At 60.4% G+C, this 16,111-nt stretch carries 18 protein-coding genes, 1 other RNA gene and 1 pseudogene; 12 read left to right on the top strand and 8 right to left on the bottom strand.

The features are described 5' to 3' along the window. Nucleotides 1-477 (bottom strand): sn-glycerol-3-phosphate transporter, encoded by a 477-nt coding sequence (locus AC1DU9_RS05410; RefSeq protein ID WP_223456514.1) that lies wholly within the window; start codon nucleotides 475-477, stop codon nucleotides 1-3. A gap of 313 nt (nucleotides 478-790) precedes the next feature. Here AC1DU9_RS05410 and AC1DU9_RS05405 point away from each other — a divergent pair, with 313 nt between their 5' ends. Continuing rightward, nucleotides 791-1,459 carry a gamma-glutamylcyclotransferase gene (locus AC1DU9_RS05405; RefSeq protein ID WP_223456517.1) on the top strand — a complete coding sequence of 223 codons (669 nt, stop codon included), beginning with the start codon at nucleotides 791-793 and terminating at the stop codon, nucleotides 1,457-1,459. A 122-nt stretch (nucleotides 1,460-1,581) separates the two neighbouring features. Here AC1DU9_RS05405 and AC1DU9_RS05400 read toward each other — a convergent pair whose 3' ends face one another. After that, nucleotides 1,582-2,559 (bottom strand): NADPH:quinone oxidoreductase family protein, encoded by a 978-nt coding sequence (locus tag AC1DU9_RS05400; RefSeq protein ID WP_223456519.1) that lies wholly within the window; start codon nucleotides 2,557-2,559, stop codon nucleotides 1,582-1,584. Between the two features lie 150 nt (nucleotides 2,560-2,709). On the opposite strand from AC1DU9_RS05400, the gene AC1DU9_RS05395 reads away from it, so the two are divergent. Next, entirely contained in the window at nucleotides 2,710-3,117 is a 408-nt protein-coding gene (locus AC1DU9_RS05395; protein ID WP_223456521.1) for a flagellar basal body-associated protein FliL, read from the top strand. Nucleotides 3,118-3,259: 142 nt separating this feature from the next. On the opposite strand, the gene AC1DU9_RS05390 is transcribed toward AC1DU9_RS05395, so the two are convergent. Continuing rightward, a complete protein-coding gene (locus tag AC1DU9_RS05390) occupies nucleotides 3,260-3,712 on the bottom strand; it encodes an EVE domain-containing protein (RefSeq protein ID WP_223456523.1) in 453 nt (150 codons plus the stop codon). 195 nt (nucleotides 3,713-3,907) lie between these two features. On the opposite strand from AC1DU9_RS05390, the gene AC1DU9_RS05385 reads away from it, so the two are divergent. Then, a complete protein-coding gene (locus AC1DU9_RS05385; protein ID WP_007978897.1) occupies nucleotides 3,908-4,063 on the top strand; it encodes a hypothetical protein in 156 nt (51 codons plus the stop codon). Nucleotides 4,064-4,084: 21 nt separating this feature from the next. On the opposite strand, the gene AC1DU9_RS05380 is transcribed toward AC1DU9_RS05385, so the two are convergent. The 4 genes from AC1DU9_RS05380 to AC1DU9_RS05365 all read right to left on the bottom strand — a co-directional run bounded on the left by AC1DU9_RS05380 (nucleotide 4,085) and on the right by AC1DU9_RS05365 (nucleotide 5,510). Continuing rightward, nucleotides 4,085-4,690 carry a 5-formyltetrahydrofolate cyclo-ligase gene (locus tag AC1DU9_RS05380; RefSeq protein ID WP_223456525.1) on the bottom strand — a complete coding sequence of 202 codons (606 nt, stop codon included), beginning with the start codon at nucleotides 4,688-4,690 and terminating at the stop codon, nucleotides 4,085-4,087. 87 nt (nucleotides 4,691-4,777) lie between these two features. Next, nucleotides 4,778-4,956, bottom strand: a non-coding RNA gene (ssrS, locus tag AC1DU9_RS05375) — 6S RNA. Between the two features lie 30 nt (nucleotides 4,957-4,986). Continuing rightward, nucleotides 4,987-5,304, bottom strand: a complete 318-nt coding sequence (locus tag AC1DU9_RS05370) for a cell division protein ZapA (RefSeq protein WP_008055229.1) — start codon at nucleotides 5,302-5,304, stop codon at nucleotides 4,987-4,989. Continuing rightward, on the bottom strand, nucleotides 5,301-5,510 hold the full coding sequence (locus AC1DU9_RS05365; protein WP_007982902.1) for a TIGR02449 family protein: 210 nt from the start codon (nucleotides 5,508-5,510) through the stop codon (nucleotides 5,301-5,303). Before AC1DU9_RS05365 ends, AC1DU9_RS05370 begins: the two co-directional genes overlap by 4 nt. Nucleotides 5,511-5,705: 195 nt before the next feature. Between AC1DU9_RS05365 and AC1DU9_RS05360 the strand changes: the two genes are divergently transcribed. From AC1DU9_RS05360 to gcvH, 9 genes and pseudogenes are all read left to right on the top strand, one after another. After that, nucleotides 5,706-6,263: a YecA/YgfB family protein gene (locus AC1DU9_RS05360; protein WP_223456527.1), complete on the top strand. Its 558-nt coding sequence runs from the start codon at nucleotides 5,706-5,708 to the stop codon at nucleotides 6,261-6,263. A gap of 27 nt (nucleotides 6,264-6,290) precedes the next feature. Further along, complete coding sequence (gene pepP, locus AC1DU9_RS05355) at nucleotides 6,291-7,625, top strand: Xaa-Pro aminopeptidase (protein ID WP_477809881.1); 1,335 nt, start codon at nucleotides 6,291-6,293, stop codon at nucleotides 7,623-7,625. Next, on the top strand, nucleotides 7,622-8,809 hold the full coding sequence (ubiH, locus tag AC1DU9_RS05350) for a 2-octaprenyl-6-methoxyphenyl hydroxylase (protein ID WP_223456532.1): 1,188 nt from the start codon (nucleotides 7,622-7,624) through the stop codon (nucleotides 8,807-8,809). Before pepP ends, ubiH begins: the two co-directional genes overlap by 4 nt. Nucleotides 8,810-8,847: 38 nt before the next feature. Next, nucleotides 8,848-8,958, top strand: a pseudogene (locus AC1DU9_RS05345) (tetrameric acyl-CoA thioesterase); the annotation flags it as partial. 9 nt (nucleotides 8,959-8,967) lie between these two features. Further along, complete coding sequence (locus AC1DU9_RS05340; RefSeq protein WP_223457000.1) at nucleotides 8,968-10,185, top strand: 2-octaprenyl-3-methyl-6-methoxy-1,4-benzoquinol hydroxylase; 1,218 nt, start codon at nucleotides 8,968-8,970, stop codon at nucleotides 10,183-10,185. 247 nt (nucleotides 10,186-10,432) lie between these two features. Then, nucleotides 10,433-11,437, top strand: a complete 1,005-nt coding sequence (locus AC1DU9_RS05335) for an extracellular solute-binding protein (RefSeq protein WP_223456534.1) — start codon at nucleotides 10,433-10,435, stop codon at nucleotides 11,435-11,437. A 138-nt stretch (nucleotides 11,438-11,575) separates the two neighbouring features. Beyond that, the gene (locus tag AC1DU9_RS05330; RefSeq protein ID WP_223456535.1) at nucleotides 11,576-13,192 is read left to right on the top strand and encodes an ABC transporter permease; all 1,617 of its coding nucleotides are present in this window, start codon (nucleotides 11,576-11,578) and stop codon (nucleotides 13,190-13,192) included. Between the two features lie 156 nt (nucleotides 13,193-13,348). Continuing rightward, nucleotides 13,349-14,431: a glycine cleavage system aminomethyltransferase GcvT gene (gcvT, locus tag AC1DU9_RS05325; RefSeq protein ID WP_223456536.1), complete on the top strand. Its 1,083-nt coding sequence runs from the start codon at nucleotides 13,349-13,351 to the stop codon at nucleotides 14,429-14,431. Nucleotides 14,432-14,479: 48 nt separating this feature from the next. Then, nucleotides 14,480-14,863 carry a glycine cleavage system protein GcvH gene (gcvH, locus tag AC1DU9_RS05320; protein ID WP_150716298.1) on the top strand — a complete coding sequence of 128 codons (384 nt, stop codon included), beginning with the start codon at nucleotides 14,480-14,482 and terminating at the stop codon, nucleotides 14,861-14,863. A 54-nt stretch (nucleotides 14,864-14,917) separates the two neighbouring features. Here gcvH and AC1DU9_RS05315 read toward each other — a convergent pair whose 3' ends face one another. Further along, entirely contained in the window at nucleotides 14,918-16,060 is a 1,143-nt protein-coding gene (locus AC1DU9_RS05315) for a DegT/DnrJ/EryC1/StrS family aminotransferase (protein ID WP_223456537.1), read from the bottom strand. Nucleotides 16,061-16,111: the final 51 nt, after the last annotated feature.

Below are 16,111 nucleotides of genomic sequence, written 5' to 3'. Positions count from 1 at the left end.
TCAGAAGCGCACGCCAGTGGTCACCATGGCGGCGTTGAAGCCGAGCAACACCAGCTCGGCTGCCACCGGACCGTAATGTGTGCCCAGTGAGGGGATGATCGCCGGTGCGACCCCGAAGCGATTCAGGGGGATCTTGTCCTTATGTTTGCCACGGTAGCCTTCCAGCAGGCCGCCCGTGAATTTGATATACACGGGATAGGAGGCGCTTTCGTAGCGTTTACCCGCGTAGACATAATGTGAGCGCTGACTGTACGAATTGCGAAAAGTGGCAGCGCCAAACAGCCAATCGGACGCATCGATACGTTCAAGACCAATAAGATCCTGATTGTTGTTGTGCCTGGGGTCGGGCGAATAGTGCTTCGTATAAACACTGGTCTGCAAATACCAGGAACCGGTGTCGTTTGAGCTTGCATGCTGTGCCAGCGCCAATGGCGCCAAGACCATCGACAGCACTGCGTAAAACCATGGTTTTTTCATCGGCGGCCCCCTGTGAAGGCAGTCTGGCTTGCGCCTGTGTGGCCGTTATACGCGACGCCCGATGGAGGCCGGAAGGCGACAAATCTGAAGGGGGAGTAGGACGTTTCTGGCAGGCGGCTTTATTCCCGGAAGGACTCAATGCTTATGCATATTTCATTCTGGTATTTAAGATATTTGCAGAATGACATTAGGGTATATAGACAGTCAGGTAAACGTCCTTTATCACTTTTAGTTTTACCTTTACTGCTATATGTTCTATTACATTAATAGTGTTTACATTTTGTAATGCTTGCGGGGCCGAACAACTGTTGCCATGAGCGCCATTGAATCTGCTTTTTTGAATCTGGCTTACCCTCCGCGGCTCGATCTGGGGCCGCAGCTCACTCACGAACAACTGCTCAGCTCGATGCAATCGACCATGGCGCGCCACAAGGGCGGGCCGGTGTGGCTGTTTGCGTATGGTTCGCTGATCTGGCGACCTGAATGCACGGCGGTTGAACGGGTTCGCGGCCGGGTGCATGGCTACCATCGCGGGTTATACCTGTGGTCCCACGAACATCGCGGCACACCGGAAATGCCCGGCCTGGTGTTTGGCCTGGATCGCGGCGGTTCTTGCAGCGGTTTCGCCTATCGCTTGCCCGAAGAGCAACTCGAAGCATCGCTTTATGCACTTTGGCAGCGCGAGATGCCATTCCCTTCCTACCGCCCGCACTGGCTCAACTGCCGTCTCGAAGATGGCAGCCAGGTACAGGCATTGGGTTTTGTGCTGGAGCGACACCTGCCCAGTTATGCCGGCAACTTGCCGGACCATGTTCTGAGCCATGTGTTCGAAAACGCCTGCGGGCGCTACGGAACCACTCGCGATTATGTCGAGCAGACCGCGCATGCCCTGCGCAGCCACGCCATGCCAGACCGGAATCTGGAGGCGCGGCTCAAGCGCTGTAAATCGAAGTCTGACCAGGCGAATGTCGCGCGGCCCTGACTGGAGACTGGTTCGCAACACATGAGCTTTTTGCCTGAAGATCTTCGCCAGTTGCTTTGATCTACGTGCCAATGAAAAGCGATCTGAATGACGTCTTTCGAAGTTCAGATCGCTTGCCTCGCTCAGCGAACCTGCACAACAACCTTCCCGACCGCCTTGCGTTGGCCAAGATCATTGATGGCTTGCGCCGCATTGCTCAATGGATAAACCCGCGACACCAGCGGTTTCAACTTGCCTTCGGCAAACCAGCCGAACAGTTGCTGGAAGTTCGCCGCGTTGTCTTGCGGCTGACGTTGGGCGAACGAGCCCCAGAACACGCCGAGCACTGCTGCGCCCTTGAGCAGGGCCAGGTTCACCGGTAGCTCAGGAATGCGCCCACTGGCAAAACCGACCACCAGCAGGCGGCCGTTCCAGGCGATGGCGCGGATGGCCTGGTCGAACAGGTCGCCGCCTACCGGATCGTAGATCACGTCAGCGCCCTGGCCGTCGGTCAGGCGCTTGATTTCGTCCTTCAGGCTGGTTTCGCTGTAGTTGATCAGTTCGTCGGCGCCGGCGGCCTGGGCCACGGCGAGTTTCTCTGCGCTGCTGGCTGCGGCGATCACCCGGGCGCCCATGGCTTTGCCGATTTCCACCGCCGCCAGGCCGACACCGCCGGAGGCGCCAAGCACCAGCAGGGTTTCGCCAGGTTGCAGGTTGCCGCGCTGCTTGAGGGCGTGCATCGAGGTGCCGTAGGTCATGCTGAAGGCGGCGGCGGTGTTGAAGTCCATGGACGGCGGGATCGGCAACACGTTGTAGCCCGGCACGACGACCTGTTCGGCAAAGCTGCCCCAGCCGGTCAGGGCCATGACCCGGTCACCGACTTTCAAGTGGCTGACCTTTTCGCCCACGGCGCTGACCACACCGGACGCTTCGCCACCCGGAGAGAACGGGAAGGGCGGCTTGAATTGGTATTTGCCCTCGATGATCAACGTGTCGGGGAAGTTGACCCCGGCGGCGTGCACGTCCAGCAGGATTTCATTCTTCTTCGCGACAGGACTGGCGACGTCTTCCAGCACCAGCGATTCGGCAGGGCCGAAGGCTTTGCACAGCACGGCTTTCATCAGGGCTATTCCTTTGGGAGTGATGGCCGATAAGTGTAGGTGTGTGAGTTGATGGGTCAACGAGCATGCCTGGCCCTGATAGTCAGCCATAAGCTTGTGCTGGCGTGACGGGTCGTTATGCTAGGCCGCAAACCGGATAAGGAGCGAATTTTGAAAGCGTGGATCATGTTGATGCTGGCCCTGTCTCTGCCTGTGACAGCGGTGGCCGAAGAAGCCAAAGAGGATGCAGCTCCGAAGGTCAGTTACATCACCCTGAGCCCGCCGTTCGTGGGTAACTACGGGCTGGACGGCACGCCGAAACTGAAGGTCTACAAGGCCGATGTGGCGTTGCGGGTGACCGGTGACGAGGCGGCCAAAGCGGTGAAGGCCAATGAGCCTTTGATCCGCAATCAATTGGTCGCGCTGTTCGCCCAGCAGACTACCGAGACGATGAACAACGTCGAGGCCAAGGAAAAGCTGCGTCAGGAAGCGTTGAAGCAGACCCAGCAGGTGATGAACGACGAAACCGGTAAGCCGGTGGTTGAGGACTTGTTGTTCAACAACTTGATCATTCAGTAAGTTTTTCGCTGCTCCTGCCGGCCTCATCGCGAGCAAGCTCGCTCCCACAGGGTTCTGTGATGGATATGTGATTGTGCTTCAACACAAATCCACTGTGGGAGCGAGCTTGCTCGCGATTAGGCCAGTCTTGGCGATAAATGACTCAAGGTTTTAAAGCGATCACCGCCGCCCACTGCTCCGGGGTTACTGGCATCACCGACAGCCGCGAACCTTTCTGCACCAGCGGCAACTCGGCCAGCGCCGTCTGCTGCTTCAGGTAATCCAGCTTCAACACCCGGACAAACGTCTCGACATGCGCGACATCGATCGCGCTCCAGGCATTTTTGTCCGGGGTGGCCTTCGGGTCAAAATAATGGCTCTGCGGCTCCAGTGCCGTCGGGTCCGAATACGCGGCTTCGATAATTTTGCCGATTCCGGCAATACCAGGCTCAGGGCAGCTGGAATGATAGAAAAAGAACTCGTCCCCCACCGCCATGGCCCGCAGGAAATTGCGTGCCTGATAGTTGCGAACCCCGTCCCAGCGCGCTTTACCGAGCTTTTCCAGTCCTTTGATCGAGAGTTCGTCGGGCTCGGATTTCATCAGCCAATAGGCCATGTCTGTTGCTCCTTGCGTGGTGATTGAGCAGCTTGTCGGCAATTTTATGACAAACCGACAGTCGGTTGACGTCAGCATTTGCGCAGCGGTTCACGTTGTCGCAAAATGCCGGCCTTTAAAGCTTGACGCTGCTGCACGGCCTACAAACGGAAACCGCTGCTGTCATCGTGTAGATATGCCTTTGGGGGGTAATCGATGAAACGCAAACCGGATTTACTATGGATTTTGGTCATTTTGTTTGGCCTTGGCGTCGTGACCACTGGCTATGCCCAAAGCCTGTGGGCCAGCAAGACCGATGCACCAGTCGAGCTCGCCCAATTGCAGCAACAGTCGACAGCCTTCAAGCGCTGATCCTGTTGCCTCGGCGTCGCTCTACCCTGCGTAATACCAGGCCTTGTCCGTCACCGTTCCTTGTAGCGGCACATCCCAGCTTGCCTGAGCCAATCGCCCCACCTTCTGACATTCATGGGCAAGTCCCAACAGCGTCGGCTTGCGCCAGTCGTTTCGTCGCGCCAGGTAGGCCAGGCTCCGATCATAGAAACCGCCGCCCATCCCCAAGCGTCCGCCGACATCGTCAAACCCCACCAAGGGCAACAACACCAGGTCCAGCGCCCAGATCTTGCGTTGCCGGGCGAGGTTGGCCCGTGGTTCGAGAATGCGGAAGCGGTTGGGTTTGAGCTTTTCCCCGGGTCGGATGCGCTGGAACACCATTTTGGTTCGCGGCCAGGCGCTCAGGACCGGCAGATAGGTGGCCTTGCCCCGGCGCTGTGCGGCACGCAGCAACAGGCGTGGATCGATTTCACCGTCGGTCGGCAAGTAGAGCGAGATGTGTCTGGCGCGGCGGAACAGCGGTTGCTGGGCCAATTGCCTGTACAGCCCGCGAGCGGCCTGGCGCTGCTGGCTGGGGGTCAGTGCGCGGCGGGCCTTGCGCAGCATGCGTCGAAGTTGCGGGCGGGGGAGCAGCGCAGGTTCGGTCATGTATTCGGGCTTCAACAGTGCGGATACGTGAAGCGTACCCGTAAAAACGCCAATGCCGGTATCAAAACCGGCATTGGACTGGAAATCAGGCTCCCCGAATGTGCCGCTGTCGACTTAGCCCTTGAACCCGAAAGTTCAAGGTGGAAGATGCAGTAGGCTTTAAGGCTTTCCGTCTAGCGGACATGCACACCAGCCCAACGTGCAACCTCCAGGGTATAGCAAATCGGCTCAGGGACATCGCCAACTGGCAAGCACCCCAGGGAGTGAGGGGATTATACCGCAAGCGGCGGCGCGAATCAGCCCTTGGTGACGTCCGGATCGGTGGCGAGCACCAGATCGACACGATCGAGCAGGTCACGCACCTGTTCGCGGGTCGAACCGCTGGCCTGGATATCCGGGCGTTCTTCCTTGTGTAGCAGGTCGTGGGTGATGTTCAGCGCTGCCATCACGGCGATACGGTCGGCGCCGATGACTTTGCCGCTGCTGCGGATCTCGCGCATCTTGCCGTCCAGATAACGGGCAGCGCTGACCAGATTACTGCGCTCTTCCTGAGGGCAGATGATCGAATACTCTTTGTCGAGGATCTGCACGGTGACGCTATTGCTTGAACTCATGAGTCTTGCTCCAGGGCCTTGAGGCGCGAAATCATCGATTCGACCTTACGCCGGGCGATTTCGTTTTTTTCAATGAGGTGCGCGCGTTCCTCGCGCCAGGTCTTTTCCTGAGCTAGTAAGAGTCCGTTTTGACTCTTAAGTTGCTCGACTCGTGTAATCAGCAGCTCGAGTCTGGCCATCAGCGCTTGCAGGTCGGTGTCTTCCATTGTCTTCACTGTCTGATGGGTGTTGGACTTGTAGGAGCGAGCTTGCTCGCGATGGTCGCCAACGTTAACGCCGGGTCCCTGACACCCCGTGGTGTTCTCGGGTTCATCGCGAGCAAGCTCGCTCCTACAGGGGTAGTCGATGTAGGATACAAGGCCTTCATTCTAGACATAGCGCCGTCTGGCGCCTAGCTGCCCATGACCATTCAGAATTCCCCGTACCAAGGCTTCGCCACCCTGCTGACTTCCAGCGGTCACAACGTCTCGCCTGCCGAACTGCATGGCCTGTTGCTCGGTCGCAGCTGCGCCGGCGCCGGTTTCGACGCCGAAGGCTGGCTGATCGACGCCGCCGAACTGCTCGAAAGCGAGCCGCAGGACAACGTTCGCAACGCCCTGATCGGCCTGCAAGAGATGGTCAAGGGCGAGCTCACCGGCGATGACGTGACCGTCGTTCTGCTGTTGCCGACCGACGACGCCCCGCTCACCGAGCGTGCCGTCGCACTGGGCCAGTGGTGCCAGGGCTTCCTCAGCGGTTTCGGCCTGAATTGCCGTGACAGCAGCATGCTGAGCACCGAGGCCACCGAAGTGTTGCAGGACCTCGCGGCCATTTCCCAGGTGCAGGATGCCCTGGAAGAGTCCGAAGACGGCGAGAGCGACTACATGGAAGTCATGGAATACCTGCGCGTCGCACCGCTGCTGCTGTTCTCCGAGACCAAAAAAGACGTGTCGGCCGCCGCCAAGCCGTCTCTGCACTAATCGTTTGCCAGGGAACGCCATCTGCCCATGATCCACATCCCGAAATCGGAATACAGCCGTYGCCGCAAGGCCCTGATGGCGCAGATGGAACCCAACAGCATCGCCATCCTGCCCGCCGCCGCGGTGGCCATTCGTAACCGCGACGTCGAGCACGTTTACCGTCAGGACAGCGACTTTCAGTACCTCAGCGGTTTTCCCGAGCCCCAGGCCGTGCTGGTGTTGATGCCGGGGCGTGTGCATGGCGAATACATCCTGTTCTGCCGCGAACGTAACGCCGAGCGCGAGCTGTGGGATGGTCTGCGTGCCGGGCAGGAAGGCGCGATTCGCGACTTCGGCGCCGACGACGCCTTTCCCATCACCGATATCGACGACATCCTGCCGGGCCTGATCGAAGGCCGTGACCGGGTGTATTCGGCCATGGGCAGCAATCCCGAATTCGACCGCCACCTGATGGAGTGGATCAACGTGATCCGCTCCAAGGCCAACCTTGGTGCCCAGCCGCCGAACGAATTCGTTGCCCTGGATCATCTGCTGCACGACATGCGCCTGTATAAATCGGCGGCAGAAGTAAAAGTGATGCGCGAGGCGGCGCGGATTTCCGCCCGGGCGCACGTACGGGCAATGCAGGCCTGTCGCGCCGGGTTGCACGAATTCAGCCTGGAAGCCGAGCTCGATTACGAATTCCGCAAGGGCGGGGCGAAGATGCCGGCCTACGGGTCGATCGTCGCGGCGGGGCGCAACAGCTGCATCCTGCATTACCAGCAGAATGACGCGGTGCTCAAGGACGGTGATCTGGTGCTGATCGATGCCGGTTGCGAGATCGATTGTTACGCCAGCGACATCACCCGGACCTTTCCGGTCAGCGGCAAGTATTCAGCGGAACAGAAAGCGATTTACGAATTGGTGCTGGCCTCACAGGAGGCTGCCTTTGCCGAAATCGCCCCGAACAAACACTGGAACCAGGCTCACGAAGCGACGGTCCGGGTCATAACGGCCGGGCTGGTCAAGCTGGGGCTGCTTCAGGGCGATGTTGGCGAACTGATCGCCAGCGAAGCCTACAAAGCGTTTTACATGCACCGCGCCGGTCACTGGCTGGGCCTGGATGTACATGACGTCGGCGAATACAAGGTCGGCGGCGAATGGCGCGTGCTGGAAGTCGGCATGGCGCTGACCGTGGAGCCGGGGATCTATATCGCTGCGGACAACCAGAGCGTGGCGAAGAAATGGCGCGGCATTGGCGTGCGCATCGAGGACGACGTAGTGGTCACCAAAACCGGCTGTGAAATATTGACGAACGGCGTGCCGAAAACCGTCGCCGAGATCGAGGCCCTGATGGCCGCCGCGCGGACACAAGCGGCATGAGTCGAGTCAATCTGGCAATCATCGGTGGCGGGCTGGTCGGTGCGAGTCTGGCGCTGGCCCTGCAAGCTGGAGCCAAGGCCCGGGGCTGGAAGATCGTGCTGATCGAACCGTTCGCCCCCGGCGACACGTATCAACCGAGTTACGACGCCCGTTCTTCGGCGTTGTCCTTCGGTTCCCGGCAAATTTATCAACGGCTGGGCGTCTGGCAGGAAGTCTCCCGCCGCGCCGAACCGATCAAGCAGATTCATGTTTCCGACCGTGGGCGTTTCTCGACGGCGCGGTTGTCGGCGATGGAAGAGGGCGTTCCAGCACTGGGTTATGTCGTTGAAAACGCCTGGCTCGGCCAATGCCTGTGGCAAGGCCTGGACAAGGACGTGATCAGTTGGCGCTGCCCGGCGGAAGTCACCCGCATGGAGCCGCTGACCGATGGCTATCGCCTGACCCTCAATGATGAAACCACCCTGGAATGCGACCTCGCAGTGCTCGCCGATGGTGGCCGCTCCGGCCTGCGCGAGCAATTGGGGATCGGCATCCGCAAGCGTCCGTACAACCAGAGCGCGCTGATCGCCAACATCACCCCGAGCGAAGCCCACAACGGCATGGCTTTCGAGCGTTTCACCGACGAAGGCCCGATGGCGTTGCTGCCGCTTCCGGATAATCGCTGCGCACTGGTCTGGACCCGCCTGGGCATGGACGCGCAACGCCTGGCGGCCCTTGATGAGCGCAGTTTCCTCAGTGAATTGCAGGGCGTATTCGGTTATCGCCTCGGCACGTTGAAGCAGGTCGGTGCACGGCACTTGTATCCGCTGACGCTGGTCGAAGCCGAAGAACAGGTGCGTCCGCACCTGGCGGTGCTCGGCAATGCGGCGCACAGCCTGCATCCGATTGCCGGCCAGGGGTTCAACCTGTCCCTGCGCGATGCCGATGCCTTGGCCGCAGCACTGCTCGCCAGCGACAAACCGCTGGGCGACTTCGCCACGTTGCAGGCTTATCGCGAGCGTCAGCGTCTGGATCAAAATCTCACCGTAGGCTTCTCCGATCAGGTCACGCGCCTGTTCGGCAGTACTCAGCCGCTGGTATCCCTGGGGCGCAACATCGGACTGCTCGGCCTCGATCTGTTGCCACCGGCCAAACGCTGGTTTGCCCGACAGGCGATGGGTCTGGGTACGCGACCGGATGCGTAACGGGTCGATCCGCCGGTTCGGCAAGGCGCGATTGATAAAAATACCTGCCGCAATTGCAGGTCGACATTCATGACGACGCCGGCCACCTGGTGGCGCGGGTCGGGAAAACCCTTTACGTGCGGCTCAAGCCGCAAGAGAGACAGGCTTAAAGCATGGAAATGCGCGCAGATCTGCTGATTGTCGGGGCCGGAATGGTCGGCAGCGCCTTGGCGCTGGCGTTGCAGAACAGCGGGCTGGAAGTCCTGCTGCTGGACGGCAGCCCCATGAGTGTCAAACCCTTCAACGCTCAGGCCGCGTTTGAACCGCGGGTGAGCGCCCTGTCGGCCGCCAGCCAGCGGATTCTCGAACGCCTGGGTGTCTGGGATGGCATCGCCGGGCGGCGCAGCAGCCCCTACACCGACATGCAGGTCTGGGATGGCAGCGGCACCGGGCAAATCCATTTTTCGGCGGCCAGCGTGCATGCCGAAGTGTTGGGGCATATCGTCGAAAACCGCGTGGTCCAGGATGCCTTGCTTGACCGCCTGCACGACTGCGACCTGGGGTTGCTGGCCAATGCGCGACTGGAACAGATGCGCCACTCCGGCGATGACTGGCTGCTGACCCTGGCCGATGGCCGCACCCTGCGCGCTCCACTGGTGATCGCAGCGGATGGCGCCAACTCGGCGGTGCGGCGCCTGGCGGGGGTCGCAACCCGCGAATGGGATTATTTGCACCATGCCATCGTCACCAGCGTGCGTTGCGCCAAACCGCATCAGATGACGGCCTGGCAGCGCTTCACCGATAACGGTCCGTTGGCGTTTCTGCCCCTTGAGCGCGATGGCCAACAGGATTGGTGTTCGATCGTCTGGTCGACCACACCTGGCGAGGCCGAACGCCTGATGGCGATGGATGACCAGAGTTTCTGCAAGGAGCTGGAGCGCGCCTTTGAAGGTCGACTCGGCGAAGTACTGAGCGCCGACCCGCGCCTGTGTGTGCCCCTGCGCCAGCGACATGCCAAGCGTTATGTGGCGCAAGGCCTGGCGTTGATCGGCGACGCGGCCCACACCATTCACCCGTTGGCCGGGCAGGGGGTGAATCTCGGATTCCTCGATGCCGCCGTGCTGGCCGAAGTGTTGCTGCAAGCGGTAACACGTGGCGAACGTCTGGCAGATGTGAAAGTCCTCAGTCGTTACGAGCGTCGGCGCATGCCTCACAACCTGGCACTGATGGCGGCGATGGAAGGCTTCGAGCGCTTGTTCCAGGCCGATCCGTTGCCGGTGCGCTGGTTGCGTAATACCGGATTGAAAATGGTTGAGAAGATGCCGGAAGCCAAGGCCTTGTTCGTGCGTGAAGCGCTGGGGTTGACCGGGGATTTGCCGGCGCTTGCCAAGCCCTGAGATTTTCGCTGTGGCTTATGGCCCCATCGCGAGCAAGCTCGCTCCCACAGGAATTCAGGTGTTAATGCAATTTGTGTGAGCGCTGGAGAACCCTGTGGGAGCGAGCTTGCTCGTGATGGCGGCAGCTCAGGCACCTCATATTCCAGCTCAAGCAACATCTGGTAACTCCTCCACAGCCAGCTTCGATTGAGAAGCTAAATGTGAGTCCTTATCATTTGCCCTCATTTTCAACCGAGGGACCGCTCCCATGTTGGCACCAAAGCGTCTACTGACCGCACTGGCCCTGACCCTGATCGGCAGCACCGCCGCCCAGGCCGCTGACGAGGTGGTGGTCTACTCCTCGCGTATCGACGAGCTGATCAAGCCAGTATTCGATGCCTACACCGCCAAGACCGGCGTGCAGGTGAAGTTCATCACCGACAAAGAGGCACCGCTGATGCAGCGGCTCAAGGCCGAGGGCGCGAATACGCCGGCCGACCTGCTGCTCACCGTCGATGCTGGCAACCTCTGGCAAGCCGAGCAGATGGGCATCCTCCAGCCGTTCACCTCGAAAACCATCGACGCCAACATTCCGCTGCAATACCGGGCTGCCTCTCATGCCTGGACTGGCCTGAGCCTGCGGGCGCGGACCATCGCCTACTCCACTGACCGGGTGAAGCCGGGCGAACTGACCACCTACGAAGCGCTGGCCGACAAGCAATGGGAAGGCCGCCTGTGCCTGCGCACGGCGAAGAAGGTCTACAACCAGTCCCTGACCGCGACCATGATCGAAGTGCACGGCGCCGAGAAGACCGAGGAGATCCTCAAGGGCTGGGTCAAGAACCTGTCCACTGACGTGTTCTCCGACGACACCGCCGTGCTGGAGGCGATCAACGCCGGCCAGTGCGACGTCGGTATCGTCAACACCTACTACTACGGCCGCCTGCACAAGCAGAAGCCAGACCTGCCGGTGAAACTGTTCTGGCCGAACCAGGCTGACCGTGGCGTACACGTCAACCTGTCGGGTATCGGCCTGACCCGACACGCGCCGCACCCGGAAGCGGCCAAGGCCCTGGTGGAGTGGATGACCACCCCTGAAGCGCAGAAAATCTTTGCCGACGTGAACCAGGAGTTCCCGGCGAACCCGGTGGTTGCACCTTCTGAGGAAGTGGCGGCCTGGGGCAAGTTCATTGCCGATACCTTGCCGGTGGAAATTGCCGGCAAGCGCCAGGCTGAGGCGATTCGTATGATGGATCGGGCTGGCTGGAACTGAGCCTGCTGTTTTAAAGGTCAAAAGATCGCAGCCTTCGGCAGCTCCTACAGGTTGATCACCAACCCAATGTAGGAGCTGCCGAAGGCTGCGATCTTTTTGTGCTTTCTCTACACTTCAAAATTTCGCGAGAGATTTTCCTTGGCCCACCCCGCCCAACGCCGCTGGTATCCCGTCGTCTTCGCCATCGCTGCGCTGGTCCTGTTGCCCCTGAGCGTCCTGCTGCTGTCCTGGCAAACCGTCGACACTCAAATCTGGTCCCACCTGTGGGACACGCAGATGCCGCGCCTGCTGGGCAATACCCTGACGCTGGTGCTCGGTGTCGGTGCGGGTGTCACCCTGCTGGGCGTCAGCCTCGCCTGGCTGACCAGCCTCTGTGAATTCCCCGGCAGGCGCTGGCTCGATTGGGCGCTGATGCTGCCCTTCGCGATACCGGCCTACGTGCTGGCATTCGTGTTTGTCGGCCTGCTGGATTTCGCCGGGCCCGTACAAAGCCTGCTGCGCGAGTGGTTCGGTAGTGGCCTGCGGCTGCCGCGCGTGCGTTCCACGGGCGGGGTGATTGTGGTGTTGGTGCTGGTTTTCTATCCCTATGTATATCTGCTGGCCCGCACGGCCTTCCTCGCCCAGGGCAAAGGCCTGATGGAAGCCGCGCGGGTCCTTGGCCAATCGCCCTGGCAAGCGTTCTGGCGGGTGGCAATGCCCATGGCGCGGCCGGCCATCGGTGCGGGTGTGGCATTGGCATTGATGGAAACCCTGGCGGACTTCGGCGCAGTGTCGGTGTTCAACTTCGATACCTTCACCACCGCCATCTACAAGACCTGGTACGGTTTCTTCAGCCTGTCTTCCGCCGCGCAACTGGCCAGCCTGTTGCTGCTGGTGGTAATGCTCGTGCTCTACGGCGAGCGGCGTGCCCGTGGGGCCAACCGGGCGAGCAACGAGCGACCACGGGTCAAGGCGCTGTATCACCTGCGAGGTGTCAAGGCACTGGCAGCCACGACGTGGTGCTGCCTGGTGTTCGCCTGTGCTTTCGTTATCCCGATGCTGCAATTGGTGGTGTGGTTCTGGTTACGCGGGCGCTTCGATCTCGACGAGCGCTACACCGGCTTGATCATCCATACCTTGTACCTGGGGGCGATAGCGGCGTTGATCACCGTCAGCGTCGCCTTGTTACTGGCGTTTGCCCGACGATTGGCGCCCACCCGGGTCATTCGTTCCGGGATCAGTCTGGCCAACCTGGGCTACGCCTTGCCCGGTTCGGTGCTGGCGGTGTCGATCATGCTGGCGTTCAGTTACCTGGATCGCGAACTGGTGATCCCGCTCTCGAGCTGGCTTGGTGGCGCGGGCAAGCCGCTGCTGCTGGGCAGTCTGTCAGCGTTGTTGCTGGCCTATCTGGTGCGCTTCATTGCGGTGGCCTACGGGCCACTGGAAAGCAGCCTGGCGCGTATACGGCCATCTTTGCCCGAAGCGGCACGTAGCCTGGGCGTCAGTGGGCCACGACTGTTTTTCAAAGTGTATCTACCGTTGTTGTTACCCGGCACGTTGAGCGCAGGGCTGCTGGTGTTCGTCGACGTGCTCAAGGAAATGCCCGCGACCCTGCTGATGCGCCCGTTTGGCTGGGACACGCTGGCGGTGCGGATCTTTGAAATGACCAGCGAAGGCGAATGGGCGCGGGCATCTTTGCCGGCGTTGACCCTGGTGCTGGTCGGGCTGTTACCGGTCATCGGATTGATCCGGCGCTCGGCACATCGAAACAGCTAGGTGTCAGTCCTACACCTTGCGGCTACAATGCGCGGCATTCGGTGCGGTCCGTCTGACAGACCAGGTAGCTGAAATCGGCTAAAGGCCTTTTGTTTCAAGGCATTCAGTCCGTGCAGCGCTTGTCCGCACCTTCGCCACGCCCGGAAGGAGAAACCCATGGGACAGCGTACGCCTCTGTATGACCTTCATCTCGCACTTGGCGCGAAGATGGTCGATTTTGGCGGTTGGGACATGCCTCTGCATTATGGATCGCAGGTCGAGGAACACCATCAGGTGCGCCGCGATTGCGGTGTCTTCGATGTATCCCACATGACCGTGATCGACGTCGGCGGCTCCCAGGCAAAAGCCTGGCTCCGGCATTTGCTGGCCAATGATGTCGAACGCCTGCACAGCCCCGGCCGTGCGTTGTACAGCACCATGCTCAACGAACAAGGCGGGATCGTCGACGATATGATCGTCTACCGTCTCGATGCGGGTTATCGCTTGGTGGTCAACGCCTCCACCCGCGATCAGGACATAGCCTGGATGCAAGCGCATCTCGACGGTTTCGACGTGCAACTTCGCGAGCGTTCCGAGTTGGCGATGCTGGCCATCCAGGGCCCCCACGCCCGGCAAAAAATTGCCGAGCTGGTCAACCAGTCCCGCGGCAACCTGATCCAGCTCCTCAAGCCCTTCGAAGGCCTGCCTGATGGTGACTGGTTCATCGCGCGCACCGGTTATACCGGCGAAGACGGCCTGGAAATCATTCTGCCGGCCGATCAGGCGCCAGGCTTTTTCAACGATCTGGTCGGTGCCGGGATTTCTCCCATCGGCCTTGGCGCGCGGGATACCTTGCGGGTCGAAGCCGGCATGAACCTTTACGGTCAGGACATCCAGCAAGATGTTTCACCATTGGCCTCCAATATGGCCTGGACCATCGCCTGGGAACCTGCCACCCGACAGTTCATCGGGCGCAAGGCGCTGGAAGCCGAAAAGGCCGCCGGTGTGCAGCACAAACTGGTCGGTCTGGTCCTTGAGGAACGCGGTGTTTTGCGTGCTCATCAGGTGGTCCGCATCGCCGATGTTGGCGAAGGGGAGATCACCAGTGGTAGTTTCTCTCCTACGCTAAGCAAGTCGATTGCACTGGCGCGCGTGCCGATGGCAACAGCCGACCGCGCTGAAGTGGAAATCCGTGGCAAGTGGTACCCGGTCCGAGTGGTCAAACCGACCTTCGTACGCCACGGCAAAACCTTGATCTAACCTTTTCTGGCGGGCATGCTCGCCGACCATTTCCTGAGGATACAGAACATGAGCGATATCCCTGCCGACCTGCGTTTTGCCGAAAGTCACGAATGGGCACGTCTGGAAGCCGATGGCACCGTCACCGTGGGCATCAGCGATCACGCGCAGGAAGCGCTGGGTGATGTGGTGTTTGTTGAGCTGACTGAAGTCGGCAACGTGTTTGCTGCCGGTGATCAGTCGGGTGTCGTTGAATCGGTTAAAGCCGCTTCCGACATTTATGCGCCGATCAGCGGTGAAGTGATCGCTGTCAATGAAGCGCTGAGCGGTGAGCCTGAGCTGCTCAACTCCGATCCGTACGGCGCGTGGATCTTCAAGCTCAAGCCAAGCAACACCGCCGAGCTGGAAAAACTGCTGGATGCCGCCGGCTACAAGGCCGCCATCGGCGAATAAGCCTGTCGCAACATCCCAAAGCCCCGATCCGTCGGGGCTTTTTCATTTGCGGGCTCAGGCGTCGCGTAAAACCGCTTTCACGGCCGCTACCGAACGTTCGACATCCGCTTTGCTCATCGCCGTGAACATTGGCAACGAGACAATCAGCCGACCGACCCGCTCAGCGACCGGGAACATGCCTTCCTTGAAACCGCGTTCGCGGTAAAGGCTCAACAGGTGAATTGGCGGGTAGTGATAGCCGATCCCGACACCCAATGCCTGCATCTGCTCCATGAAAGTCGCCCGCGTCGGTTTGCCGTCCGTACGTTCCGGTAATACCAGCTGGAACAAATGCCAGTTGCTGTGGGTGAAATCCGCCGGAGGCAATTGCGCCCCGTACTGCGCTTCGAAATCCGCGCCAAAACAGGCGAAATAGTGCCGGGCCAGGTCACGGCGATGAGCGGTGATGGCTTCGAGATGAGCAAACTGACCCAGGCCAATGGCCGCGGCGACGTCGGTCATGTTGAATTTGCCACCCAGCACGTCGACATCCAGGCCATCGAAGCCGTTGCGGGTAACGCCCTGCAGCCGGTACTTCTCTGCCAGTCGTACTTCTTCGGCCGTATTCAGCACCAGGCAACCGCCCTCGGAGGAGGTGACGTTCTTGTTCGCCTGGAAACTGAAGGACACGAAATCACCCGTCGAGCCAATGCGCTGGCCGTTCCAGCTGGAACCCAGCGCCTGGGCTGCATCTTCGACGATCCGCAGGCCGTGCTTTTTCGCCAGGGCGTACAACCGCGTCATGTCCACCGGCAACCCGGCGAGGTACACCGGGATGATGGCTTTGGTGCGCGGAGTGATTGCTGCTTCCAGTTGATCCAGATCGATGTTGCGGGTCACCGGGTCGATGTCGGCAAACACCGGGGTGGCGCCGACTTCCAGGATGACGTTGGCGGTGGCCACCCAGGAAATCGGCGTGGTGATCACTTCATCGCCCGGCCCGACCCCGGCAATGCGCAAGGCGATTTCCATGGTGCAGGTGCCGGAATTGAAGGTGCGTACCGGGCGCCCGCCAAAAAACTCCGAAAGCTGCGCTTCGAATGCCTGGACCTTGGGGCCGCTGGTAATCCAGCCCGAGCGCAATACGTCGCCGACAGCGGCAATCGTGGCTTCATCGATGGTGGGTTTGGAAAACGGCAGGAAAGGCAGTTGGCTCATGGATACAGTCACCCGATCAGCGGACATTAAGTTGGCGCCGGACATGATGAT

Source organism: Pseudomonas sp. P4_C1 (assembly GCF_056402155.1).
This window is presented reverse-complemented; position numbering and strand designations above follow the sequence as displayed.